At 67.0% G+C, this 23530-nt stretch carries 27 protein-coding genes and 1 tRNA gene; 17 read left to right on the forward strand and 11 right to left on the reverse strand.

What is annotated here, in order from left to right; genetic code table 11:
* Positions 1–21: 21 nt before the first annotated feature.
* From HBE64_RS03975 to HBE64_RS03985, 3 genes are read right to left on the reverse strand one after another with little or no spacing between them, the layout of a single operon-like run.
* On the reverse strand, positions 22–1617 hold the full coding sequence (locus HBE64_RS03975; RefSeq protein WP_167097980.1) for an acyl-CoA carboxylase subunit beta: 1596 nt from the start codon (positions 1615–1617) through the stop codon (positions 22–24).
* Positions 1614–2792: an acyl-CoA dehydrogenase family protein gene (locus tag HBE64_RS03980; protein WP_167097982.1), complete on the reverse strand. Its 1179-nt coding sequence runs from the start codon at positions 2790–2792 to the stop codon at positions 1614–1616. Before HBE64_RS03980 ends, HBE64_RS03975 begins: the two co-directional genes overlap by 4 nt.
* A complete protein-coding gene (locus HBE64_RS03985) occupies positions 2789–4474 on the reverse strand; it encodes an acyclic terpene utilization AtuA family protein (protein ID WP_167108613.1) in 1686 nt (561 codons plus the stop codon). The genes HBE64_RS03980 and HBE64_RS03985 overlap by 4 nt, the downstream gene beginning before the upstream one ends.
* Before the next feature lie 244 nt (positions 4475–4718).
* Here HBE64_RS03985 and rpmF point away from each other — a divergent pair, with 244 nt between their 5' ends.
* From rpmF to HBE64_RS04020, 7 genes are all read left to right on the forward strand, one after another.
* Complete coding sequence (rpmF, locus tag HBE64_RS03990; RefSeq protein ID WP_167097984.1) at positions 4719–4892, forward strand: 50S ribosomal protein L32; 174 nt, start codon at positions 4719–4721, stop codon at positions 4890–4892.
* Positions 4893–4974: 82 nt separating this feature from the next.
* Entirely contained in the window at positions 4975–5661 is a 687-nt protein-coding gene (locus tag HBE64_RS03995) for a response regulator transcription factor (protein ID WP_167097986.1), read from the forward strand.
* Between the two features lie 8 nt (positions 5662–5669).
* Entirely contained in the window at positions 5670–7202 is a 1533-nt protein-coding gene (locus HBE64_RS04000; protein WP_167108616.1) for a HAMP domain-containing sensor histidine kinase, read from the forward strand.
* Between the two features lie 63 nt (positions 7203–7265).
* A complete protein-coding gene (locus HBE64_RS04005; protein ID WP_167097987.1) occupies positions 7266–8726 on the forward strand; it encodes a S1C family serine protease in 1461 nt (486 codons plus the stop codon).
* Between the two features lie 50 nt (positions 8727–8776).
* Positions 8777–9304: a molybdenum cofactor biosynthesis protein B gene (locus HBE64_RS04010; RefSeq protein WP_167108619.1), complete on the forward strand. Its 528-nt coding sequence runs from the start codon at positions 8777–8779 to the stop codon at positions 9302–9304.
* Positions 9305–9453: 149 nt separating this feature from the next.
* Complete coding sequence (locus tag HBE64_RS04015; protein ID WP_167097989.1) at positions 9454–9609, forward strand: hypothetical protein; 156 nt, start codon at positions 9454–9456, stop codon at positions 9607–9609.
* Between the two features lie 375 nt (positions 9610–9984).
* Positions 9985–10623: an MspA family porin gene (locus HBE64_RS04020; protein WP_167097991.1), complete on the forward strand. Its 639-nt coding sequence runs from the start codon at positions 9985–9987 to the stop codon at positions 10621–10623.
* Positions 10624–10685: 62 nt separating this feature from the next.
* Here the strand turns inward: HBE64_RS04020 and mscL are convergent, their stop codons facing one another.
* The 4 genes from mscL to HBE64_RS04040 form a co-directional block, all read right to left on the reverse strand.
* Entirely contained in the window at positions 10686–11141 is a 456-nt protein-coding gene (gene mscL / locus HBE64_RS04025; RefSeq protein WP_167097993.1) for a large-conductance mechanosensitive channel protein MscL, read from the reverse strand.
* Between the two features lie 97 nt (positions 11142–11238).
* Positions 11239–11892, reverse strand: coding sequence for an SAF domain-containing protein (locus HBE64_RS04030; RefSeq protein WP_167097995.1), 654 nt, complete (start codon positions 11890–11892; stop codon positions 11239–11241).
* A gap of 62 nt (positions 11893–11954) precedes the next feature.
* A complete protein-coding gene (locus HBE64_RS04035) occupies positions 11955–12296 on the reverse strand; it encodes an FmdB family zinc ribbon protein (RefSeq protein WP_167097997.1) in 342 nt (113 codons plus the stop codon).
* A 173-nt stretch (positions 12297–12469) separates the two neighbouring features.
* A complete protein-coding gene (locus tag HBE64_RS04040) occupies positions 12470–13081 on the reverse strand; it encodes a 5-formyltetrahydrofolate cyclo-ligase (protein ID WP_371744089.1) in 612 nt (203 codons plus the stop codon).
* Between the two features lie 44 nt (positions 13082–13125).
* Here HBE64_RS04040 and HBE64_RS04045 point away from each other — a divergent pair, with 44 nt between their 5' ends.
* The 8 genes from HBE64_RS04045 (at position 13126) to HBE64_RS04080 (ending at position 19136) form a co-directional block, all read left to right on the forward strand.
* Positions 13126–14046, forward strand: coding sequence for a UTP--glucose-1-phosphate uridylyltransferase (locus tag HBE64_RS04045; protein ID WP_167097999.1), 921 nt, complete (start codon positions 13126–13128; stop codon positions 14044–14046).
* A 49-nt stretch (positions 14047–14095) separates the two neighbouring features.
* Complete coding sequence (gene glp, locus HBE64_RS04050; protein WP_167098002.1) at positions 14096–15343, forward strand: gephyrin-like molybdotransferase Glp; 1248 nt, start codon at positions 14096–14098, stop codon at positions 15341–15343.
* Positions 15344–15347: 4 nt separating this feature from the next.
* On the forward strand, positions 15348–16001 hold the full coding sequence (locus HBE64_RS04055; protein WP_167098005.1) for a GNAT family N-acetyltransferase: 654 nt from the start codon (positions 15348–15350) through the stop codon (positions 15999–16001).
* Positions 16002–16146: 145 nt separating this feature from the next.
* Positions 16147–17214 (forward strand): gephyrin-like molybdotransferase receptor GlpR, encoded by a 1068-nt coding sequence (gene glpR, locus HBE64_RS04060; RefSeq protein ID WP_167098008.1) that lies wholly within the window; start codon positions 16147–16149, stop codon positions 17212–17214.
* Between the two features lie 52 nt (positions 17215–17266).
* Positions 17267–17339: transfer RNA gene (locus tag HBE64_RS04065), tRNA-Ala, on the forward strand.
* A 540-nt stretch (positions 17340–17879) separates the two neighbouring features.
* Positions 17880–18152 (forward strand): hypothetical protein, encoded by a 273-nt coding sequence (locus HBE64_RS04070; protein WP_208300558.1) that lies wholly within the window; start codon positions 17880–17882, stop codon positions 18150–18152.
* Between the two features lie 130 nt (positions 18153–18282).
* Positions 18283–18612: a hypothetical protein gene (locus HBE64_RS04075; RefSeq protein WP_167098013.1), complete on the forward strand. Its 330-nt coding sequence runs from the start codon at positions 18283–18285 to the stop codon at positions 18610–18612.
* A gap of 44 nt (positions 18613–18656) precedes the next feature.
* Positions 18657–19136: a hypothetical protein gene (locus HBE64_RS04080; protein ID WP_208300559.1), complete on the forward strand. Its 480-nt coding sequence runs from the start codon at positions 18657–18659 to the stop codon at positions 19134–19136.
* A 365-nt stretch (positions 19137–19501) separates the two neighbouring features.
* Here the strand turns inward: HBE64_RS04080 and HBE64_RS04085 are convergent, their stop codons facing one another.
* The gene (locus tag HBE64_RS04085; protein ID WP_243841486.1) at positions 19502–20374 is read right to left on the reverse strand and encodes a pyridoxamine 5'-phosphate oxidase family protein; all 873 of its coding nucleotides are present in this window, start codon (positions 20372–20374) and stop codon (positions 19502–19504) included.
* Positions 20371–20940: a TIGR03086 family metal-binding protein gene (locus HBE64_RS04090; protein ID WP_167098020.1), complete on the reverse strand. Its 570-nt coding sequence runs from the start codon at positions 20938–20940 to the stop codon at positions 20371–20373. Before HBE64_RS04090 ends, HBE64_RS04085 begins: the two co-directional genes overlap by 4 nt.
* 103 nt (positions 20941–21043) lie before the next feature.
* On the opposite strand from HBE64_RS04090, the gene HBE64_RS04095 reads away from it, so the two are divergent.
* Together HBE64_RS04095 and HBE64_RS04100 are read left to right on the forward strand one after the other, a co-directional pair.
* Complete coding sequence (locus HBE64_RS04095; protein ID WP_167098023.1) at positions 21044–21640, forward strand: ABATE domain-containing protein; 597 nt, start codon at positions 21044–21046, stop codon at positions 21638–21640.
* A gap of 111 nt (positions 21641–21751) precedes the next feature.
* The gene (locus HBE64_RS04100) at positions 21752–22351 is read left to right on the forward strand and encodes a hypothetical protein (RefSeq protein WP_167098026.1); all 600 of its coding nucleotides are present in this window, start codon (positions 21752–21754) and stop codon (positions 22349–22351) included.
* Between the two features lie 11 nt (positions 22352–22362).
* Here HBE64_RS04100 and HBE64_RS04105 read toward each other — a convergent pair whose 3' ends face one another.
* Positions 22363–23097 (reverse strand): GAF and ANTAR domain-containing protein, encoded by a 735-nt coding sequence (locus HBE64_RS04105; RefSeq protein WP_167098029.1) that lies wholly within the window; start codon positions 23095–23097, stop codon positions 22363–22365.
* Between the two features lie 46 nt (positions 23098–23143).
* Positions 23144–23509 (reverse strand): heme-binding protein, encoded by a 366-nt coding sequence (locus HBE64_RS04110; protein ID WP_167098032.1) that lies wholly within the window; start codon positions 23507–23509, stop codon positions 23144–23146.
* Positions 23510–23530 lie beyond the last annotated feature (21 nt).

Here is a 23530-nt window from a genome sequence, read left to right on the forward strand (position 1 = left end):
CGCAAGCGCTCATCGGCCTGCTCACATCCGGAAGACGCCGAAGTTCGACGTCCCCTCGATCGGGCCGTTGGCGATGGCGGACAGGCAGATTCCCAGCACGGTGCGGGTGTCGCGCGGATCGATCACGCCGTCGTCGTAGAGCCTGCCGGACAGGAACATCGGTAGCGACTCCGCCTCGATCTGGGCTTCGACGGCGGCCCGCAGGGCGGCATCGGCGTCCTCGTCGACCGTGCCGCCGCGCGCTTCGGTGGCGGCGCGGTTCACGATCGACAGCACACCGGCCAGCTGGGCGCCGCCCATCACCGCGGATTTGGCGCTGGGCCAGGCGAACAGAAAGCGGGGGTCATAGGCCCTGCCGCACATGCCGTAGTGGCCGGCCCCGTAGGAGGCGCCGATCAGCAGCGAGATGTGCGGAACTGTCGAGTTGGAGACGGCGTTGATCATCATCGAGCCGTGTTTGACCATCCCGCCTTCCTCGTAGGCCTTGCCGACCATGTAGCCGGTTGTGTTGTGCAGGAACAACAACGGCGTGTTGGAGCGGTTGGCCAGCTGGATGAACTGCGTGGCCTTCTGTGATTCTTCGCTGAACAGGACGCCACGGGCGTTGGCCAGGATGCCGAGCGGATATCCGTGCAGCGTGGCCCAACCGGTGACCAGCGACGACCCGTACATCTGCTTGAACTCGTCGAAATCGGATCCGTCCACGATGCGGGCGATGATCTCGCGGGGGTCGAACGGGATGCGCAGATCAGCTGACACGATGCCCAGCAGTTCCTCGGGGTCGGCCAGCGGCGCCACGACGGGTTTGGGTGCCGGGCCCCGCTTGACCCAGTTGAGCCGGGCCACGACGCGGCGCCCGATGCGGATCGCGTCAAGTTCGTCGACGGCGAAGTAGTCGGCCAAACCCGAGACCCGGGCGTGCATTTCGGCCCCGCCCAGGGATTCGTCGTCGGACTCCTCACCGGTGGCCATCTTGACCAGGGGCGGTCCGGCGAGGAACACCTTCGAGCGTTCCTTGATCATCACCACGTGATCCGACATCCCGGGGATGTAGGCGCCACCGGCGGTGGAGTTGCCGAACACCAGGGCGATGGTCGGGATTCCCGCCGCCGACAGCCGGGTCAGGTCGCGGAACATCCGGCCACCCGGGATGAAGATGTCCTTCTGGGTCGGCAGGTCCGCGCCGCCGGACTCCACCAGGGAGATCACCGGCAGCCGGTTCTCCAGCGCAATCTGGTTGGCGCGCAGGATCTTCTTCAAGGTCCACGGATTGCTGGTGCCGCCCTTGACCGTGGGGTCGTTGGCAACCAGCATGCATTCGACACCCTCCACCACGCCGATGCCGGTGACCACGCTGGCGCCGACCGCGAAGTCGGTGCCATAGCCGGCGAGGGGGCATAGTTCGAGGAATGCGGCGTCGGGGTCCAGCAGCAACTCGATGCGTTCGCGGGCGGTGAGCTTGCCGCGGGCGTGGTGGCGCTCGACGTACTTCGGTCCGCCGCCGCCGAGTGCCTTGGCCAGCTCGCCGTCGATCTCGGCGAGCTTGGCGGTCATAACTTCGGCGGCTTCGGCGAAGGCGGGTGCGGCCGGGTCGACGATGCTGTGCAGAGCGGTCATGACTGGTATCCCAACGCTTTTGCCGCCAATCCGGTGAGAATCTCGGTGGTGCCGCCGCCGATGCCGAGGATGCGCATGTCGCGGTACTGGCGTTCGACTTCGGATTCGGTCATGTAGCCCATCCCGCCGAAGAGTTGGACGGCCTGGTGTGCCACCCATTCGCCGGCTTCGACGGCGGTGTTCTTGGCGAAGCACACCTCGGCAATCAGGTTGGTGCTCGAGTCTGATGTCGCCGACCCAGCGGCTCCGGCGGACAACTGCCGCTCGACGATATGGCGCGAGTACACCCGGGCTACGTCGATGCGGCGGGCCATCTCGGCCAGGGTGTTCTGCACGGCTTGGCGGGAGATCAGGGGACGGCCGAAGGTCTCGCGGTCCCGGCACCACTGCACGGTCAGGTCCAGGCAGCGCTGAGCCGACGAATATGCCTGCGCGGCAAGCCCGATCCGCTCGGAGACGAACGCGGCGGCGATCTGGGCGAAGCCGGTGTTCTCGGCGCCCACCAGGTTGGCGACCGGCACGCGGGCATCGGTGTAGGACAGCTCTGCGGTGTCCGAGGATCGCCAGCCCATCTTGTCCAGCTTGCGTGACACCTCGAATCCCGGTGTGCCCTTCTCAACGACGAGCAGTGACACCCCGGCCGCGCCGGGGCCGCCGGTGCGCACCGCGGTGACGACGTAGTCGGCCCGCACCCCGGAGGTGATGAAGGTCTTGGCGCCGTTGACCACATAGTGGTCGCCGTCACGCACCGCGGCGGTCCGCAGATGCCCGACGTCCGAACCGCCGCCGGGCTCGGTGATGGCCAGCGACCCGATCAGCTCACCGCCCAAGGTGGGCCGCACGAACTTCTCGATGAGGTACTCGTCGCCGGAGGCGACCATATGCGGAACCGCGATCCCGCAGGTGAACAGCGAGGCGAAAACGCCACCGGGCGTGCCAGCTTCGTGCAGCCCCTCACAGATGAGCACCGAGTCGGCGGCATCGCCACCGCCGCCGCCGACCGACTCGGGGAACTCGGTGCCGAGCAGCCCCGCGTCGGCGGCCCGGCGGTGCAGATCGCGGGGGAGTTCACCGGCGAGCTCCCAGTCGGCGGCGTGCGGCAGGATCTCGCGTTCGGCGAAGCTGCGCACCGTCTGACGAAGCTGCTGGCGCTCCGGGTTGGTCCAGATATTCACGGTGCAATCGCCTCCGGGATGTCGACGTGGCGGCTGCGCAGCCATTCGCCAAGGCCCTTGGCCTGTGGGTCGAAACGGGCGTTGTAGGCGACGCCCTCGCCGAGGATTCCGTCGATGACGAAGTTCACCGCCCGCAGAGCGGGAAACAGGTGGCGCGCAACCGGCAGATCCGTTGTCTCGGGCAGCAATTCGCGCAGCGCGTCGACGGTCAGCTGGTGGGCCAGCCAGCGCCACTGCTCGTCGGTGCGTACCCAGACGCCGATGTTGGCCGCGCCGCCCTTGTCGCCGCTGCGGGCGCCGGCGATGGTGCCCAGCGGCAGGCGGCGGGTGGGCCCAGATGTCAACGGTTCTGGAAGCTGTGGGGATTCGGTGCCGGCGAGTTCGGCGGTCTCGGTGGCCGCGGGGATGACGACGCGGCGGCCGTCGGGGTGCACGGCCACATGCTCGACCTCGGCGGCCGGCACATAGCCGGGGGTGAACACCCCGTAGACCTGCCCGTCGCCCGGCGGCGCGGTGGTATGGAAGCCCGGATAGCTTGCGAGGGCGAGTTCGACTGCAGCAGAAGTGAATTGGCGTCCGACCTTCTTGGCGTCCGGATCGCGGACCACGCACGTCAGGAGAGCGCTGGCCGTCTGCTCGGTGTCGGCGTCGGCGTGATCGGTGCGGCTGAGCGTCCACTGCAGTTCGGCCGGCTTGTCGGTGAGTGCCGCGTCGAGTTGGTGGCGCACCAGGGCGGCCTTGGCGTCGATGTCCAGACCGGTCAGCACGAAGTTCGCCGCATTGCGGAACCCGCCGATGCTGTTGAGTGAGACCTTCAGCGTCGGTGGCGGCGGCTCACCCCGCACCCCGCTGATCCGCACCCGGTCGGGGCCGTCGTCGGCCAGCGTGACGGTGTCGAAGCGCGCCGTCGCATCGGGGTTGGCGTAGCGCGCCCCGCCGATCTCGTAGAGCAGCTGCGCGGTGACCGTGCCGATGCTGACCTGTCCACTGGTACCCGCATGCTTGGTGATCACCGAGGAGCCGTCCTCGTAGACCTCGGCGAGGGGGAACCCGGGGTGCGTCAGGTCGGCGATCTCGGTGAAGAACGAATAGTTTCCGCCCGTGGCCTGCGTGCCGCATTCGATGACGTGGCCGGCCACCACCGCGCCGGCCAGCCGGTCGTAGTCGTGGCGGGACCATCCGAAATGCGCCGCGGCAGGACCGACCACCACCGACGCATCGGTCACCCGTCCGGTGATGACGACGTCGGCGCCCGCGGCCAGGCAGTCCGCGATGCCCCACGCACCCAGGTAGGCGTTGGCTGTCAGCGGCGAACCCAACTGCAGTTCGGCGGCGCGGGGCAGCAGATCGTCGCCTTCGACATGGGCGACCTTCGCCGGGACCCCGAGGCGCTCGGCCAGCCCGCGCACCGCGTCGGCCAGGGCGGCGGGATTGAGGCCGCCGGCGTTGGCGACGATGCGCACGCCACGGTCATGGGCCAGACCCAGGCACTGTTCGAGCTGGATCAGGAAGGTCTTGGCATAGCCGCGGTCCGGGCTCTTCATCTTGTCGCGGCCGAGGATGAGCATGGTGAGTTCGGCGAGGTAGTCGCCGGTGAGGTAGTCCAGCTCGCCGTCGGTGAGCATTTCCTGCATGGCCGCGATGCGATCGCCGTAGAACCCGGAGCAGTTGCCGATGCGCACCGCATTCGTCACGCGCTATATCCCCTTCGATGGCCCAACCAACCGGTAGGTTACTGGTCGGTATCGGCGGGCCGTCAAGGGGTGTCCCGCATCACAGGGCGAATCGCCCGCCGCGTCACCGTGCCGGGTTGCCGGGAGACGTTTTGGACCCCACCGGAGTGAGCGGCTATCCTGAGTCGCAACTGTTGGCCGCCGGCATCAATGTCTCTGTGCGGCGACACCCCTGATCGAGGAGATGTACGTCATGGCTGTGCCCAAGCGCAGAATGTCGCGCTCGAACACCCGCAGTCGGCGTTCGCAGTGGAAGACCGAAGCCACCGGCTTGGTCAACGTGTCCGTCGCCGGCCGCGCACACAAGGTTCCGCGTCGGCTGCTCAAGGCTGCCCGCCTCGGTCTGATCGACCTCGACAAGCGCTGACACCGTTCGCCAGCAGCGAATTGCCTGCTAGCACGGCGTGCCTCTCAGCCCAATCTCAGGCGTTGGGTTGACACTAGTGGCCGTGCGAATCCTTGTGGTGGACGACGATCGCGCCGTGCGCGAGTCGTTACGCCGGTCCCTGTCGTTCAATGGCTACTCCGTCGACCTGGCTCAGGACGGCGTGGAGGCGCTTGACGCGATCGCCAACGAACGGCCCGATGCGGTGGTTCTCGACGTCATGATGCCGCGGCTGGACGGGCTGGAGGTCTGCCGTCAGCTCCGCAGCACCGGCGACGATCTGCCGATCCTGGTGCTGACCGCGCGTGATTCGGTGTCCGAGCGGGTGGCCGGCCTGGACGCCGGTGCCGACGACTATCTGCCCAAGCCGTTCGCCCTCGAAGAGCTGCTGGCCCGGATGCGGGCGCTGCTGCGCCGCACCACGCCCGACGACCAGTCCGACTCGGCGATCATGACGTTCTCCGACCTGACGCTGGACCCGGTGACCCGCGAGGTCCATCGCGGCAAACGCGCCATCAGCCTCACCCGTACCGAGTTCGCGCTGCTGGAGATGCTCATCGCGAACCCCCGGCGAGTGCTCACCCGCAGCCGCATCCTGGAGGAGGTCTGGGGTTTCGATTTCCCCACCTCGGGCAATGCGCTGGAGGTATACGTCGGCTATCTGCGCCGAAAGACCGAAGCGGAAGGAGAACCGCGGCTGATCCACACCGTTCGAGGTGTGGGTTACGTGCTGCGTGAGACACCGCCCTGATGTCGCCGATGTGGCGGCGCTCGCGGGAACCGCGGGCGCCAGAAGAACCGTCAACTTCGCTGTCCTTGCGATGGCGCGTGATGTTGCTGGCCATGTCGATGGTGGCGATGGTCGTGGTGCTGATGGCAGTCGCCGTGTACGCGGTGGTCTCGGCCGCGCTCTACACCGATATCGACAACCAGCTGCAGAGCCGGGCGCAGCTGCTGATCGCCAGCGGCTCCCTGGCCGCCGACCCGGGCAAGGCCATCGAGGGCACGGCCTACTCCGACGTCAATGCGATGCTGGTCAACCCGGGCCGCTCGATCTACACCGCCAACCAGCAGGGCCAGACGCTGCCCGTCGGACAGCCGGAGAAGGCGGTGATCCGCGGTGAGCTGTTCATGTCCCGGCGCACGGTGTCCAACCAGCGGGTGCTGGCGGTGCACCTGCCCAACGGCAGCTCGCTGCTGATCTCCAAGAGCCTGGCGCCCACCAACGCGGTGATGACCAAGTTGAAGTGGGTGCTACTCGCGGTCGGCGGGATCGGTGTGGTGGTGGCCGCCATCGCCGGCGGAACGGTGGCCCGCACCGGGCTCAGACCGGTCGGGCGGCTCACCGAGGCTGCCGAACGGGTGGCCCGCACCGACGACCTGCGGCCCATCCCCGTCTTCGGCAGCGACGAGCTGGCCCGGCTCACCGAAACGTTCAACACGATGCTGCGTGCGCTGGCGGAGTCAAGGGAGCGCCAGGCCCGCCTGGTCGCCGACGCCGGGCACGAGTTGCGCACACCGTTGACCTCGCTGCGCACCAATGTCGAGCTCCTGATCGCCTCCTCGACACCGGGCGCCCCGCAGCTGCCGGACAGTGAGATGGCCGAACTGCGCACCGACGTCATCGCCCAGATCGAGGAATTGTCCACTCTGGTGGGCGATCTCGTCGATCTCACCCGTGACGATGCCGGCGGCGTCGTCCACGAGGCCATCGATGTCAGCGAGGTCGTCGACCGCAGTCTCGAGCGGGCACGCAGGCGCCGCATCGACGTTGTGTTCGACGTCGACGTGATCGGCTGGGAGGTGTACGGCGATCTCGCGGGCTTGTCCCGGGCGGTTCTCAATCTGCTCGACAATGCGGCCAAGTGGAGCCCGTCGGGCGGGCATGTCGGGGTGCGGCTGCGTCAGGTCGACGCCGCGCACGCCGAACTCGTCGTCTCCGACCAGGGACCTGGAATTCCGCCTCAGGAAAGGGGTCTGGTGTTCGAGCGGTTCTACCGGTCGGCATCGGCCCGTGCCATGCCCGGTTCGGGTCTGGGGCTGGCGATCGTCAAACAGGTCGTGGTCAAACACGGCGGCATGATCCGCATCGCCGATACCGTCCCCGGCGGCCAGCCGCCCGGCACCTCGTTCTTCGTGCTGTTGCCCGGTCGGCCGATCGTCCCGTCGACGTATTCGGATTCGGCTGAGAGCGAAATCACTGCCCAGATCCCGAAAGTACACGGGGACATGGGCTTTTCCGGCCAAAAACCATCGGCTGTGCCGAGTGTTATCTCAGTCGATTCTCAGTAGCACAAGGCAAGCTGGAACCAACGTTTCTAGGCATCTCGTCCAGAGAAAGAGCGACCTGACAACATGACCGACCATCCGAGGTACTCGCCGCCGCAGCAGCCCGGCCACACCACGCCGAATCCGCATGCGGCACCGGGGTATTCCCAGCACCCCCAGGCCGGTTATCAGCAGCAGTACGACTGGCGCTACGCCACTGCGCAGCAGCCGCAGTACCGTCAGCCGTACGACCCGTATGCCGCTGTCCGCCAAGGCAATCCGGCCACCGTCCCGGTGATGCAGCCGCCGCGGCAGCGGTCCCGTGCCGGTGCGCTGACAGCGGGCGCATTGGCGATCGCCGTGGTGTCTGCCGGTATCGGCGGCACCGTGGTACTGCTGGCGCACCCCGACCATCAGCCGGTCACCAGCGTCAACAACGCGTCGCCCAACGGTCCGGCCAACGTGCCGGCCGCCAACCTTCCGGTCGGCTCGGTGGAGCAGGTCGCCGCCAAGGTGGTGCCCAGCGTGGTCAAGCTCGAGACCGAGTTCGGCCGCCAGTCCGAGGAGGGCTCGGGCATCATCCTGTCCACCGACGGCCTGATCCTGACCAACAACCACGTCGTCGCCGCGGCCGTAGATAAAGGCCAGGGCGGTCCGCCCGCTGCCCCGCCGATCATTCCGGGCCTGCCCGGCGCTCCTGGCGCCCCCGGTGCCCCGGGTTCTCCCGGTGCCCCGGGTGCCCCCGGCGGGCCCGGTGAACCCGGTGGAGCACCGTCTGGTGGCGCCCCGACCACGACCGTCACCTTCGCGGACGGCCGCACCGCGCCGTTCACCGTGGTGGGCACCGATCCCGCCAGCGATATCGCCGTCGTGCGCGTGCAGGGTATCTCCGGGCTGACCCCCATCACCCTGGGCTCGTCGGCCAACCTGCGGGTCGGCCAGGACGTGGTGGCGGTCGGCTCGCCGCTGGGCCTGGAGGGCACCGTCACCACCGGCATCGTGAGCGCGCTGAACCGCCCGGTGGCCACCGGCGGTGACGTCAAGAATCAGAACACCGTGCTCGACGCCATCCAGACCGACGCGGCGATCAATCCCGGCAACTCCGGCGGCGCGCTGGTGAACATGGCCGGTGAGCTCGTCGGGGTCAACTCGGCGATCGCCACCATCGGCGGCGACTCGCCGGACGCCCAGAGCGGCTCGATCGGCCTCGGCTTTGCCATCCCGGTGGACCAGGCCAAGCGCATCGCCGACGAGCTGATCAGCACCGGCACCGCGACGCACGCGTCCCTGGGTGTGCAGGTCAGCAACGATGCCACCACCCACGGCGCCAAGATCGTCGACGTCACCAAGGGCGGTGCGGCTGATACCGCCGGCCTGCCCAGCGGGGTCGTCGTCACCAAGGTCGACGATCGGGTCATCGCCAGCGCCGACGCGCTGGTGGCGGCCGTCCGGTCACGGGCTCCCGGTGACAAGGTCACGCTGACCTACACCGCGCCCACCGGCGGGGACAAGACAGTGCAGGTCACACTGGGCAAGGCTGCCCAGTGATCCGCGTCGTGGGTGAACTTCCCGTGACGCGGGCCGATGCGACTGCCGCGATGTCGGTCGCCGGATATACGGTGAGATCCATGGAACAGCCAGGGGAGCTGGTGGGCCGTGCCCTCGTCGTCGTTGTCGACGACCGCACCGCGCACGGCGACGAGGAGGACCACAGCGGGCCGTTGGTCACCGAACTGCTCGCGGAGGCGGGCTTCGTGGTCGACGGAGTAGTTGTGGTCTCGGCCGACGAGATCGAGATCAGGAACGCCCTCAACACCGCCGTCATCGGGGGTGTGGACCTGGTTGTCTCGGTCGGTGGCACCGGCGTCACACCGCGCGACGTCACCCCTGAGGCCACCCGCACCATCCTCGACCGCGAACTTCTCGGCATCGCCGAGGCGCTGCGGGCTTCAGGCCTGTCGGCCGGCATTACCGACGCCGGACTGTCTCGCGGGCTGGTGGGGATCTCCGGCAGCACACTCGTGGTGAACATCGCCGGGTCGCGCTACGCCGTTCGCGACGGCATGGCGACGCTCAATCCGCTCGCCGCACACGTCATCGGCCAGCTGTCGAGCCTGGAGATCTGACCTTCCTTCTGGTCATTCCGCGGTCGCCATCTGTTCGGCGTACCGTTTCTTAAGGTTGTTGCAATACGACTGGGAGCCCTTGTGTTACAAGTCTGTGAACTGGGCAAATGCAGCGAATGTGATCTTTATCACAATTTAGACGAGGTGTGATGGACGCCAAGCGCCACGACCGCAACACAGTTAACAAGATCTTCGGTACCGAACTGCCTCAGGCGTCTTCCGATGAACGGGATCCGAACGGCGGGGGCGAAGACGCGGACCGCGACGAATGGCTGCGGGATAACGTTCCGCCGCACCATCATTAGCGCTTCGCAGGTGGTGGCAGCTGACCCGGACCCAGCGTCGTGTGACGCGAACCGGGCGCAAAGTTCATGCAACTGCGGATCCGGCGACCGTTGCGGGCTCAGGGACCTGCGGATTCCCGCGGGCTGTTGTTAGCCCCCCAGCAAACTTTGCCGTGCAAGATTCGATCCGGCGCACCCCATCGCTATGCGTTGCCGCCTCGATGCCGTGCCGTTATGTTCCTCGTGTCAACGATGAGCAAAGCGTAAGAGCAGAGTGTGAGGACTCTCATTTGATCTGCACTACGCAGTGTGCGGTGTCAGCATGTTGGGACCCGAGCACGGACCAAATTTCGGTGATCCTCCTCCGGGATCATCGACGACATAGCTAGGGAGAACATGAAGGTAATCGGTCGGGTACTGGTGGCCCTGGTCGCCGCCGTCGCGGCGATGTTCGTCGGGACAGGTACCTCTCACGCAGGTTTGGACAATCAGCTGAGTCTCGTCGACGGCGGTGGCCGTACGTTGACGATTCAGCAGTGGGACACCTTCCTGGACGGCGTGTTCCCCTTGGACCGCAACCGGCTGACCCGTGAGTGGTTCCACTCCGGCAAGGCTGTCTACAGCGTCGTGGGCTCCGGTGCCGACGAGTTCGCGGGCACCTTGGAGCTGGGCTACCAGGTGGGCTTCCCGTGGTCACTCGGTGTGGGTATCAACTTCAGCTACACCACCCCCAACATCCTGCTGGATGACGCGAACATCTCCCCGACGGGTTTCAACCCGCTGGGCTCGATCATCACCCCGAACCTGTTCCCCGGTGTGTCGATCAGCGCTGACCTGGGCAACGGCCCGGGCATCCAGGAAGTCGCCACCTTCTCCGTCGACGTCTCGGGCCCCAACGGCTCGGTGGCGGTGGCCAACGCCCACGGCACCGTCACCGGTGCGGCCGGCGGTGTGCTGCTGCGCCCGTTCGCTCGCCTGATCTCCAAGGCCGGCGACAGCGTCACCACCTACGGCGAACCCTGGAACATGAACTAACTCCCTGCACGTCAACAAAACGGCCCCCGGCTCACGCCGGGGGCCGTTTTGTTTGCGGGGAATCAGTCCCTGTCGCCGCTGGTGTAGGTGGCGGTGTCGGGGCTCGGGCCGGTGCCGGGGCCGGTCACCTGCTTGGGGGTGCCGCTGGCGTCGGCCAAGAGATCGCGGATCTCGGTAAGCAGGCTCAATTCGGTGTCGGTGGCCTGCTCGACCTCGCCCTTCTTGCGCAGCCGGTTGTACGGTACAACGACGAGGAAGTACACGACGGCAGCGACGAGCACGAAGTTGATGAGTGCCGAGAGCACGACGTTGAGGTCGATGGTCTGGCCGCCGCCGATGTCGATCCGCAGGATGCCGTACTCGGAGTTCTTGTCGGCGCCGATGCGGTTGATCAACGGCTGCAGGATGCTGTCGGTGAACTTGGTGACGAGCGCGGTGAACGCGGTGCCGATGACCACCGCGACCGACAGGTCAACGATGTTGCCGCGGGAGAGGAACTCCTTGAAGCCTTTCAACACGAGTATTGCCCTTTCTGGTGGCGAGTGATTCGCAGAGACCTCGAAGGGTAATACCTGTCTGCCCGCGGAAAGCAGACCAAAGGTCCTGTTCGGGGGTCTAGTGGATCGTCAGCGTGACGGTCTGCACAAGGGTGGCACCGGCCAGCGAGTTCGCCGCCGAGGCGGGCAGCGCCACCAGGACCACACGATCGTCACCCGAGCCCACTGCCTTCGGTTTGGCCGACACCAGCACCACGATGGCATTGGCGGCGACCACCCGTGGTTGGGCGTCCGGTTCGGCCGACACCGCGCCGAGCACGTCGACCACGTCGCCGGGGCGGATCAGGTCCAGGACGGCGGCATCGGCCAGATGCAGCGGAACCACCCGTGCGTCCGGTCCTGCCGTCAGCCCGGTCAGCCGCGAGCCCAACACACGGACGTCGGTCAGAATCTCCCCGCGACGGGTGGGGCCGGCCAGCGTCGCACCGACGATCTGCGTGGTGGCGTGTTGATAGCCGTCGGGAAGTGTTGCCGCAGAACGGCTTTCAACCCGGACATCGTCAGCTGTCAGCGTGACACCGGGGCTGAGGTCGCGGGCGGCTACCACCACGTCGGTGCGGGCATCACCGGGATCGGGGCGCAGCGCTGCGACGCCCGCGAGGAGGACCAGGGCTGCCGCGGCGACGCGTCGCGCCAGAACGGTGCGGGCGAAGTCGGGTCGCAGCGCACGCGAAAGACGGCTCAGCAGAGTCGGATTGAGCGATTCGCCCATGCGGCCACGCTAGGTGACGCGCGGAGTCCTGGCGCTCGGCCGGGCGGGCGGCCTGTGGATAACTAGCTGGAGGCGGCGGCAGCCGGAGTCGACGAGCTGGAACTCGACGTCGAACTCGAGCCGGTGCTCGCTGCCGACGAGTCGCTGGTGCTCGACGACTTTTCCGAGCTCGATGACTTTTCCGAACTCGACGCGGACGACTCCGACTTGGCGGTGCTCTTCGAGGCGTCCCGGCTGTCGGTGCGGTAGAAGCCGCTGCCCTTGAAGACCACGCCCACGGAGTTGAACAGCTTGCGCAGGCGCCCGGAGCACTTGGGGCAGGTGGTCAGCGCATCGTCCGTGAAGGCCTGCACAGCATCGAAGCGGTTGTCGCACTCGGTGCACGCATAGCTGTAGGTCGGCACATGAACCTCCGGAAGGAAACAAAACTTGTTAGCACTCTACCGTGTCAAGTGCTAGAACCGCCATCCGGTGGGTATCATTCCCCTCACGCTGCACGGGGGAGCGGCAGGCCGTAAATTGCCGCGAAAGCGGTTTCAGGGGGAGTCCGGCAGTGCATGGTGTTTCCGTGGCGTCATTATCCGTCGCCGAGAGCGACCAGTCCCTGGTGCGGGGTCAGTGCATGCGTCATCAGGATGTCGTGCGCCTCGCTGGGCAGTTCCGCGACGAGCTCCTCGTCGCGGACCACCGCCACCAGCCGTGCGCCCGGGGCGCACAGCGGCAGCGAACGGTCGTAGTAGCCGCCGCCTCGGCCCAGCCGCACGCCGCGGCGGTCCACCGCCAAGGCCGGCACCAGCACGACCGATGCCTGGGCCACCGCCGTCGGATCCAGCCGCGGGCCGGTAGGTTCGAGCAGGCCGAACCGGCCGGCGTGCAGGTTTCCGGGCGCGTACTCACCCCACAGCAGCGCCTGCGGGTCCCCGGCGCGGGTCACCGGCAGCAGCACCCGCGCGCCCAGATCGCGCAATCGGTCCAGCAGCTCCGGCGAGCCCGGTTCGGCGCCGACGGGCACGTAGGCGCAGACCGTGTCACCGGGTTGGGCGACGGCGGCGAGGTGGCTGCTCAACGCGCGGGCCTCGGCCTCGCGGACCTGGTCGGGAACGGCGCGGCGCGCGGCCAACAGCGCGGCTCTGTGTTGAGCTTTCGTTCCGGCACGCACGACGTCCACCATGTCAGCGAGCGCAGCCATTGCGCCATAGGGAAGGTCCAGCAGTTGCGGATAGGGTGTGAACGATGACGCCGTCAGTGGTTCCGTTCCCGCGCACGGCGATTGTGCCCGCGGCGGGCCTGGGGACGCGTTTTTTGCCGGCGACCAAGACGGTGCCCAAGGAATTGCTGCCGGTCGTCGACACTCCGGGTATCGAGTTGGTCGCCGAGGAAGCCGCCGAGGCCGGTGCCGAGCGGCTGGTGATCGTCACCTCGGAAGGCAAGGACGGCGTTGTCGCCCACTTCGTCGAGGACCTGGTGCTGGAAGGCACGTTGGAGGCCCGCGGCAAGAAGGCGATGCTGGAGAAGGTCCGTCGGGCCCCGGCGCTGATCAAGGTCGAGTCGGTGATCCAGCACGAGCCGCTGGGATTGGGCCATGCGGTCAGCTGCGTGGAGCCGGTGCTCTCCGATGACGAGGACGCGGTGTCGGTGCTGCTGCCCGATGACCTCGTGCTGCCCACGGGTGTGCTCGAGACGATGGCCAAGGTGCGCGCCAAGCGGGGCGGCTCGGTGTTGTGTGCCATTGAGGTGTCCGCGGCCGAGGTCAGCTCCTACGGCGTCTTCGACGTCGAGACGGTGCCAGACGCGACCAACCCGAACGTGTTGCGGGTCTTGGGCATGGTGGAGAAACCCAAACCTGAGGATGCGCCCTCGCACTTCGCTGCGGCCGGGCGCTACCTGTTGGATCGGGCGATCTTCGACGCACTGCGCCGGGTGGAGCGTGGTGTGGGCGGGGAGATTCAACTCACCGATGCCATCGAGTTGTTGATCAAGGAAGGCCACCCGGTGCATGTGGTGGTCCATCGCGGGTCTCGACACGACTTGGGAAATCCCGGCGGCTACCTCAAGGCTGCGGTTGACTTTGCGTTGGATCGTGACGACTATGGCCCGGACTTGCGGCGATGGTTGGTCGCGCGACTGGGCCTGACCGAAAAGACCGAACAGTAGGGGCTGCGGCGGGCCTGCGCGACCGGGGCTCGAGGCAGAAAGGCGCGCTGTGCGCTCGGTAGAAGAACAGCAGGCCAAGGTGGCGGCTGCCGCGGTGGCGCCCCGCCCTGTTCGGGTTGCGATCGCCGAGGCGCAGGGACTGATGTGCGCCGAGGAAGTCATCACCGAACATCCGCTGCCGGGATTCGACCAGGCTGCCATCGACGGTTACGCCGTGCGCAGCGTCGACGTGCTGGCCGTCGGCGACGACGACGAACAGGGCAGCGAGATCAGCCTTCCCGTGATGGGCGTGATCGAGGCGGGCACCCGCACGCCGAGCCGGCTGCAACCCAAGCAGGCCGCACGTGTCCAGACCGGCGCCCCGATGCCGACGCTGGCCGACGCGGTGCTGCCGCTGCGCTGGACCGACGGCGGTCAGACCCGGGTGCGGGTGCTGCGCGGGGTCCGGTCGGGCGCCTACGTCCGGCACACCGGTGACGATGTGCAGCCCGGTGACGTCGCGGTGCGCGCCGGCGCGATCATCGGGGCCGCCCAGGTCGGCCTGCTGGCTGCGGTGGGACGTGAGCGGGTGTTGGTGCACCCCCGGCCGCGGGTGACGGTGATGAGCGTGGGCGGCGAGCTCGTCGACATCAGCCGCACGCCCGGCAACGGCCAGGTCTATGACGTCAACTCCTACGCGCTGGCCGCGGCCGCGCGCGACGCCGGCGCCGAGGTGAACCGGATCGGGATCGTCACCACCGAACCCAAGGAACTGCGGGAGGTGGTGGAGGGCCAGCTCAGTCGCGCCGAGGTCGTCGTCATCGCCGGCGCGGTCGGCGGTGCGGCGGCCGAGGGTGTGCGCACCGTGCTGTCCCAGCTCGGTGAGATGGAGGTCAGCCGGATCGCGATGCATCCCGGTTCGGTGCAGGGCTTCGGTCAGCTCGGTCGGGACGCGGTGCCGACGTTCCTGCTGCCGGCCAATCCGGTCAGCGCGCTGGTGGTGTTCGAGGTGATGGTGCGGCCGCTGATCCGGCTGTCGCTGGGCAAGCGGTCACCCATGCGGCGTGTCGTGCAGGCCCGCGCGCTGTCGCCGATCACCTCGGTCGCCGGCCGTAAAGGTTTTCTGCGTGGGCAGCTGATGCGCGACCAGGACACCGGCGATTACCTGGTGCAGGCGCTGGGCGGCGCACCCGGCGCCTCGTCGCATCTGCTGGCCACGCTGGCCGAGGCGAACTGCCTGGTGGTGGTTCCCACCGAGACCGAGCAGGTGCGCACCGGCGAGGTCGTCGACGTGGCCTTCCTGGCTCAGCGCGGCTGAGCCCGTGAATCTCTGGCGCAGTAGCTCGCTGCATCCGGGCTGGCCGACTCCCGTCGGTCCGCTGCGGGTGCCCGCCGGTCTGGTCCGGCTGCGGCCGGTGCGGATGCGCGATGCCGCCCAGTGGAGCCGGATCCGGTTGGCCGACCAGTCGCGGCTGGAGCCCTGGGAGCCGACGGCTGAGGTGGATTGGACTGTGCGCCATGCCGTTTCGTCATGGCCGCCGGTGTGTTCGGGTCTTCGGGCCGAGGCCCGCAAGGGCAGGATGCTGCCGTATGTGATCGAGCTCGACGGGCATTTCTGCGGTCAGCTGACGATCGGGAACGTGACGCACGGGGCCCTGCGGTCGGCCTGGATCGGCTACTGGGTGTCCAGTGCGGTGACCGGCCGGGGGATAGCTACCGGTGCGCTGGCGCTGGGGCTGGACCACTGCTTCGGGCCGGTGACCCTGCACCGGGTAGAGGCCACGGTACGGCCGGAGAACGCGGCGAGCCGGGCGGTCCTGGCCAAGGCCGGGTTCCGCGAGGAGGGCCTGCTGAAGCGGTATCTGGACGTCGACGGGGCGTGGCGCGACCACCTTCTGGTGGCCATGACGGTCGAGGAGGTGGACGGCTCGGTGGCGGCCCGTCTGGTCGACCGAGGACTCGCCCGCTGGAGCTGACGCCCACGTCACCTGTTACTAATGTGACATTTGTGGCTGTTGGTGCTTGTCATGGCCTAATTACACGTGTGTAATTGTCTGCGGCGCGCCGTCTCGGGTTGCGTAGGTCACGGACCTAGCCTGAACGGGAAAGGAGCAGGCCACCATGCCAAGCATCCCCCAGTCATTGCTCTGGATCTCACTTGTGGTGCTCTGGTTGTTCGTGTTGGTGCCGATGCTCATCAGTAAGCGCGACACTGTTCGTCGCACGAGCGACGTCGCACTGGCCACCAGAGTGCTCAACGGCGACGACAAGTCCCGGCTGTTGCGCCGCAAAGGCCGACCGGCCGCAGGCCACCACCACGATCCCGACTGGCAGCGCGACGACGACGAGTTCGACGACCACGACGAGGTCGACGAGGAGCTGGCCGAACCCGTGCGGACCCGCGCCGTGGTCGTCGTCGCCGCGGTAGCCGAAGAAGTGCGCGCCGACGAGGACTACCTCGACGTTGACGTGGTCGACGAGGATTCCGGCGCACTGCCGGTCGGCGGCGGCGCGGTGCGCGCCCAGGCCGCTCAGCCGACCCTGTTCGACGAGGCGGCAGAACCCGTCGTCAAGGCCGAACCCGAGCCCGCGCCGGAACCCGCGCCTGAGCCCGTCGCCGAGCTGGACGCCACCCAGGAGTTCGACGCCGTCACCGACGACGACCCGCAGGACGGCACCGCCGACGAATACGAATACGTCGACGACACCTCGGGTTTGGAAACCGAGGACGAGCCGGCGACCTCGGCGACGCCCAGGGTGGGCCGCTCGCGGCGCCTCGAGTCCAGCACCGCGGCCGCGGTAACGGCACGCAAGTACCGGTTCCGCAGGCGGATGCTGACGGCGATGTCGGCGATCATGATCCTGACCGCCGTGCTGGCGTTCACCGTGAGCCGCGACCTGTGGTGGGCCTGCGCCAGCACCGCCGTGGTCACGATCCTGTACCTGGGCTACCTGCGCCGCCAGACCCGCATCGAGGAGCAGGTGCGTCGCCGCCGGCAGCAGCGGATGGCGCGCTCGCGGCTCGGGGTGGAGAACACCGAGGACCGCGAGTACGACGTGGTGCCCTCACGGCTGCGCCGGCCGGGTGCGGCCGTGCTCGACATCGACGACGAGGACCCGATCTTCGAGCACCTCGACGAGGTGCCGTTCGCGCGGCATTACGACCTGCCGCGCGCAGCCGGCCAGTAGCCCGGGCGGTTTCAGCCGGTGGGCCTTCGACTGGTAGCCTGCTAGCGTCCAAGGGGCTATAGCGCAGTTGGTAGCGCGTCTCGTTCGCATCGAGAAGGTCAGGGGTTCGATTCCCCTTAGCTCCACTTTTAGAAACTGCGACTTTTTGGGCAGCCTAAGGCTTCAAGATCGAACTCGCTCCGCATCGCGGACTGGCAGGTTCGTGGTGCAACTCATGAATAACTGCTGTTGTCCACGAAGTAGGCATGTCGTCGACAAGGCAAGGGGATTGCCCGACCGTTCTGCCCGAAAATTGGGTGACCGCAACGGGTGTCCCTGCTGTTGGGCGCGGTTGTGCAGGCTGGGTGTGTGGTTCAAGGGTGACTCGGTAGCCGAGGGTTTCGAGTTGGGTGACTGCTCGTTCGGCATTAGCCGACACGAATGGGTGGCGATCGAACGTTAGGGATAACGCATCGTCGCCACGGGCCAGGGGAACAACGTGCTCAACGTTCCTGTGAGTTGGTTTTCGAGTAGTCGAGTACTCACTCGGTCTCGGCTGTCTGGAATGAGACTGGACTGATCACTCAGCAATGGGTTCGCCGAATGAGTGGTCAACAGCTACGTGTACTTGGAGGTACGCCATGTCTCGTTCGATCCGACTTATCTATCGGAATCAGCAAGGCCGGATGCAGAAGAACTTCAACTGGGATGCGATCAACAAGTCGTCGTCGGTCCTCGTTACCGCCGTCGAGTGGCAACCCGGCACCGATCCGCTCGACGAGCGAGGCCGACCGCACGTGGGCGATGCCAATGTCTACGTCACAAACATCGGAGCGCACGATCCAGAGGGCGGTACTGGCGGGGTCGAGTTTGTGCTCCATGTGGACTGGGATAGTCCGTTGATCATCCAAGTGACGATCACCGTGTTGGACGAAATTGAAGCTTTCCAAGTGGTCTGACCCGAGACACTAGTTAGCTTCCAGCTACCGCCTGTGGAGCTGCTGTGAACGGTTTACTGCAGCGCTTCGTGGGGCTAATGTCACACCCGGATTGCGCGGGACCGCGTCTTCGTCGGGCCAGGGGTCAAGAATGAGTTCAGACGCGAAAGCCACGGACTTTGTCGGTGAGCTATTCAAGCTCATGCCAAGCACATCGGGAGTCATGCTGGCACTGGTCGGCGGTCTTGCCACTCGTGGAACTCCATCAAGTGACGTGTTGTGTACGATTCGGATCGCGGCCATTCTTCTGCTCGCGTGCATCTTCCTATCTTTCCTCGGGTATCAATTTATGATTAGTAAGTTGCAAGGCAACGATGCGGATGTGTCGAAGAGTGGTTCGGTCCAACTTGTCTTCTTTTTGGCGGAGCTCGCCTTCTTTGCGGGGAGTGCAACCGTAATCGTTAGCTTGTTTCTCATCTAACAATAGGGGGGCCGGTGCCGAGATCGTTCGAAGAATATGGCCTTGTGTCCGATGAGTTTGGCGGGCTTGTTCTCGAAGACCCTGCCCTGTTCGATGCCTTTTTGGTCCGAGTGGTCGAGGATCTTGATGTGTGCCAACAGATGACTGCAGGTTATTTGGATAGGAGCGAGATTGACGAGAGGGTTTCTGCGCGGGCATTCAGCACGCTCGATTCTCTCAATCGACCCGCTCTCGCGCAGCGTGGCGGAGAATTCGGATTTCTCTTTTCGGCGCAAAATGGGTCAGAATCTCCGGATATTCTGCGTGCAGGCGTGTACGAAGTGGTTCGCACCTACATACGCGGACCACTCGAATACAGTGGGTCTAGTCTTGGCCAATTCGCTAACGTCGTGACGGCAGTGGCGTACGACGCATTATCTACCGGTGGGCGGCACGCCCGCGAGGATGAAACCGACGTCGTTTCACTTCGGCACTGGCTTCCAGCATGCGAACGGTGGCCGTGGCCGCTCAACCGTTTCTGTTGAGCTGCTCGACACGCTGCTATCGAGGCCAGGGCTACCGCCCAGACTGCACATCAGCTCTGGCGTAGGGCTGGCAGAAGCCCAGCGGTGGTCCACCCGAAATTGGTGGTCGGTGCGCCTACCGAAACCGACGAACGCGAATTTTGTCACCGTGCGCCAGCTTCGGAGGGCGTCAACGAGGAGATGGATTTCGCACCGTCCCCCGAGGCGCCGGCTGCCTATGCTGGGCATCGCTTTAGCGATTCGCCGAGCGAAGTACGGCCGCACGTCATGCTTTACATCGTTTGGCCAGACGAGATAGCTATACCATCTGCCACGCCAGGGTTCGATTCCTCTTAGCTCCACTGAAGTTTGTGCAGTTCGCCGCGTTATCGCGGCAGTCTCGTCACCACCACCCGCTCGGGTGTGAAGCTCACGCCGCGGCCGGTGATGATGTCGTCGGCAGTCGCGCTGTCATCCCATGTGAGTGCGGCCCGCCCGGAGAGCTGAAGCGTTGTCCCCGTGTCGAAGTCGATGAAGAGCAGCGCTGCGCTCGGGTCGACGGCGATGTTGCCCAGGCTGTTGAACAGGTTGTTGCCGGGATAGTCGGGGAACCACAGCCGGTCGTGGGCGGCGAGCACGAAACCGGCCGGGCCGCCACGGTGCGATGCGTCGGATCCCGACACCGGATGCGTCGTGCCGAGGAAGAACGTGTCGGCCCGTTGGATCAGCCTGCGGTCCTCGGCCCGCAGCGCCTCCCCGGTGTAGACCGGCTCGCGGTCCGCGCCGGCCGCGCCATCCGGAGTGATCGAGGTGTGGATGTACTTCGGGCAGTTGCCGTACGACTGGTCGACCTCGATCACGAGCCCCGACGGGGTGGGACTCACCACCCCGTTGATGCGCCAGCGTCGCCGGGTGGCGAAGTCGATGACGATCACGCCGGCGGGCTGGCCTGCCGGCATGTCATGCAGCGGGTCGGCGTCGGCAATGCGGGCATCGACCTGCAGCGTGGTCGGGTTGACGGCGGCGAGGAAACCCGGGTCGCCGAGTACCGGCGACGTCCACAGTCGGCCTTCGGCGTCGCGGGCGGTCAGTACGGCCAGTTGTGCGCTGGCCAGAAGGGCGGTGCTCGCGCCGCGGAGTTGACCGCGGGCCAGCATGGGGGCCAGCCGCTCGGCCTGCGCACCGACTCCGGCCAGGTTCTGGACGGCGAGTTCGCCGCTGTGGAATCCCACCGCGGCGTCCCCGCTCCCGTTCGTCACAGCGGGTGCCGGCCGGCGAAGGCGACCACCCGCTGAGTGGGTGTCGCGGCCGTGTCCGCGGTGATCGCCGGACCGAAGAGGTTCTGCGGCCGCAGAGCCGGAACCAGCGCAGAGCCGACCGCTTCGGCCAACTCGGCCTCGGCGTCGTCGAACTCCACGGGCCGGTCGAGGGCGACCGCGAGATCCCAGCTGTGGATCAGCGTGGAGTAGGTGACGATGCCGACGGCCTGCCCGGCGGGCATCACACCGAGCGCCGTCGAAATCGGGGCCTGCCAGTCGGTGACGGTCGCCCACGCATGGTGTGAACGGTGCACCGAATTCTCGACCACCGCAAGCGGCGTCGCGCCGAGGATGTCCGCGCCGCTGAACAGTTCTTCCTCGGTCGGCCCGCCCTGGCCGTCGACACCGGACGCGAAGGCGTCGATCGAGGCGACGGTGTGGCTGAGCAGTGACCGTACGTTCCAGCCGGTGCAGGGACTCGGCAGGTCGAGATCCGCGGTCGCGAGCGAGGCGGTCAGGGTGACGAGTCGCCGGTCGGCGCTGTGCAGGAGGTTGAGCGAGGTCATCGGGATCCTTCTCTGGGGTGCTAACGCTATTAATTGATTACTGACGTTAGTCAGCATGCACAGAACGCACTAACGATGTCAAGTTGCTGTTATCGTTAGTCGGGTGGACATCGAGACGCGGCTCGCCGACGCGCAGGCGGCCGGCTTCTTCGTCGCGGGGGAGCCGCTGGCCGTGGATCTCGCCGACACCTTGATCACCGTGCAGGATCCGCCGGTCGACCTCGTACCTGATGACGCGATGTGCCGACGGTGGTGGAATCTCCAAGCCGACCGGCTTCCGCAGGGGATCGCGGTACCGCCGCGCGAGCCCACCGTCGAATTGCGCCGCGCCGTCCGGGAGATCCTCGACGCACAGCTCACCGGCGCCACCCAGGACCCGGCCGCCGTGCGGGCCGTTAACGACGTCAGCGCACGGGCGACGGCGATCCGGCGCCTCGAGCACTCCAGCGCCGGATGGGCCGCCGTGACCAACTGGCAGGCGCCCGCGGACCAGCCCCACGACATCGCCCTTGCCGTGGTGGCCGACAGCCTCATCGACCTGCTGACCGGGCCCGGCCTCGGCCGCCTACGCCGGTGCCACAATCCCGCCTGCAGCATGCTGTTCGTCGCCACCGACGCGCGCCGGAAGTTCTGCACCCAGAACATCTGCGCCAACCGCACCCGGGTGGCCCGGCACTACCGCCGGCACCGCGATACCTGAGGTCCGCTGCGCAGACCGCGTTGTCGATCTGGCACCCGAACGTTATGAGTTCCTGCTCGTCGCAACCGCTGGGGCCGTGTCACTGTCGATCCCGTGGCTTTCATGGATCCGATGAGGATCGACAACCGGCTCTCCGCGCGCTGCGCGGCGGTCGCGTCGATCGGCGCAGCCGTCATCCATCTCGGCGTCGCGCCTGCGCACTGGCGGGACTGGGCGGTCTCCGGGGTGTTCTTCGCCTCGATCGCGGTGTTCCAGCTGATCTGGGGATTCCTGGCCTGGTCGCGTCCGACGGCGGTGGCACTCGCCGCCGGCATCGCGGTCAATGCCGGCTCTGTGGGCCTCTGGATCGTCTCACGGACGGTCGGCATGCCGTTCGGGCCGCACGCCGGTCAGCCCGAAGCGGTGGAAGCAGCCGGTATCTGCGTGCTTCTGCTGCAGTGTTACGTGATCATGGGCGCATTGTGGACTTGGCTGAGAAGCTCTCGGGCACAACAGGTTTCCGGTACCGGGCGAGCGCTGGTCCTGCTCGGCGCCAACTCTGTGATGGCGGTCGCGGTTACGGTGGGCCTGGCGTCCGGATTGCAGGGCCATCACCACGACCTCCCGCCGGCGGCGACAGCCACGCACACCGATTCCGCCCAGACCCCGCACGCGGAACCGGTGACGAACATGGGGCTGCACACCGGCGGCGACCACCACGATCACCCCTGACGGCGCGCGGCTCAGCCGGCGGGGGGCCTGCCGCGGCTGGCGATCACGGCCTTGGCGACATCGGTCAGCTTGATGTTGAAGTCCTGCGAACTGCGGCGCAGCACCTCGAACGCTCTCGGTTCGTCGATGTCGTTGAGCACCATGAGCATGCCGACGGCCTTGCCGATCTCGCGGTTGCTCAACAGTGCGGACCGCAGCCCCTCGGCGTCCTCCCCGCGGGCGGCCGCGGCAGCCGCGACGCTGGCGAATGACGCCATGATGATCGCCCGGCCCGCGGCGTAGGAGTCGAATGCGCCCGGAGTGTCGGAGAACAGGTTGAGCGCGCCCACCTTGTGCTGGTCGACCATCAAGCGGAACGCCATCATCCCGCGAACCGGTGTGTCCGCGAGCAGCCGCTTCGCCAGCGTGGGCCACTGGCTGAAGGTGTGCAGGTCCGGCTCCACCTGGGCGGATTCCTCCTCGATGGCGTCCACGCAGGGGCCTTCCCCGGTCGCGCGCTCCAGGTCGTCCACCCGCCGCGCGACCTCATCGGTGGCCGCCACCGTCACGTAGTCGCCTTTGCGTTTGAGCAGGATGCTGGCGTGGTCGCAGCCGGGAACGATCATGGTCGCCGCCAGGCAGATGGCCGGATGAACGTCATCCAAGCCCGACCCCTGGTAGACGATGTCGGCCAGGTTCGCGAAGACCGCCTGAGGCTCGACGGTATCGCCGGGCGCCGACACCTCGTCGGATTCTCTGGTTGTCATCCGTCAAGCATGTCCGACAGAAGAGTCGCTGGCCAGCGGCAGTCGGCTACTGCCCGGCAATGTCGACCGGCACGGGGACGTCACAGCGGTTGTGGAAGTCCACCGACGGCTGCCGGATGCCCTGAACTTCCGCTTTCACCTGCGGGTTCGCATCGAGATAGGCCTTGGCCTCGGCCCGCTTCTGGTCCATCGGCAGGTCCTTGAGGCCGGTGAAGAAGTCGTTGACGTCAGGATGGGTGAACAGATAGCCGGACAACGCGAAGCTGACGCCGGACATGACGCCGGCCAGGTCGGCGGAGGTGCAGTTGGGCGGCGGATCGGCCGCCGCGGGTCCGGCGGCAGCGAGCAGTACTGCGCCGGCACCGAGCCCGACCGCGACTGTTCGGCCCACCGAGTAGGTGAGAGATGACATGGTGCTCCTCCGGCGTGCTGT

Source organism: Mycobacterium sp. DL592, from assembly GCF_011694515.1.
Lineage (GTDB): Bacteria > Actinomycetota > Actinomycetes > Mycobacteriales > Mycobacteriaceae > Mycobacterium.

Bases quoted from the DNA above. Each gene is read 5' to 3' on its own strand.
- HBE64_RS03975 (WP_167097980.1), bottom strand. From the start codon at position 1,617: ATGACCGCTCTGCACAGCATCGTCGACCCGGCCGCACCCGCCTTCGCC.
- rpmF (WP_167097984.1), top strand. From the start codon at position 4,719: ATGGCTGTGCCCAAGCGCAGAATGTCGCGCTCGAACACCCGCAGTCGG.
- HBE64_RS04000 (WP_167108616.1), top strand. From the start codon at position 5,670: ATGTGGCGGCGCTCGCGGGAACCGCGGGCGCCAGAAGAACCGTCAACT.
- HBE64_RS04005 (WP_167097987.1), top strand. From the start codon at position 7,266: ATGACCGACCATCCGAGGTACTCGCCGCCGCAGCAGCCCGGCCACACC.
- HBE64_RS04010 (WP_167108619.1), top strand. From the start codon at position 8,777: ATGTCGGTCGCCGGATATACGGTGAGATCCATGGAACAGCCAGGGGAG.
- HBE64_RS04015 (WP_167097989.1), top strand. From the start codon at position 9,454: ATGGACGCCAAGCGCCACGACCGCAACACAGTTAACAAGATCTTCGGT.
- HBE64_RS04020 (WP_167097991.1), top strand. From the start codon at position 9,985: ATGAAGGTAATCGGTCGGGTACTGGTGGCCCTGGTCGCCGCCGTCGCG.
- HBE64_RS04030 (WP_167097995.1), bottom strand. From the start codon at position 11,892: ATGGGCGAATCGCTCAATCCGACTCTGCTGAGCCGTCTTTCGCGTGCG.
- HBE64_RS04040 (WP_371744089.1), bottom strand. From the start codon at position 13,081: ATGGCTGCGCTCGCTGACATGGTGGACGTCGTGCGTGCCGGAACGAAA.
- HBE64_RS04045 (WP_167097999.1), top strand. From the start codon at position 13,126: ATGACGCCGTCAGTGGTTCCGTTCCCGCGCACGGCGATTGTGCCCGCG.
- glpR (WP_167098008.1), top strand. From the start codon at position 16,147: ATGCCAAGCATCCCCCAGTCATTGCTCTGGATCTCACTTGTGGTGCTC.
- HBE64_RS04070 (WP_208300558.1), top strand. From the start codon at position 17,880: ATGCAGAAGAACTTCAACTGGGATGCGATCAACAAGTCGTCGTCGGTC.
- HBE64_RS04075 (WP_167098013.1), top strand. From the start codon at position 18,283: ATGAGTTCAGACGCGAAAGCCACGGACTTTGTCGGTGAGCTATTCAAG.
- HBE64_RS04090 (WP_167098020.1), bottom strand. From the start codon at position 20,940: ATGACCTCGCTCAACCTCCTGCACAGCGCCGACCGGCGACTCGTCACC.
- HBE64_RS04100 (WP_167098026.1), top strand. From the start codon at position 21,752: ATGAGGATCGACAACCGGCTCTCCGCGCGCTGCGCGGCGGTCGCGTCG.
- HBE64_RS04105 (WP_167098029.1), bottom strand. From the start codon at position 23,097: ATGACAACCAGAGAATCCGACGAGGTGTCGGCGCCCGGCGATACCGTC.
- HBE64_RS04110 (WP_167098032.1), bottom strand. From the start codon at position 23,509: ATGTCATCTCTCACCTACTCGGTGGGCCGAACAGTCGCGGTCGGGCTC.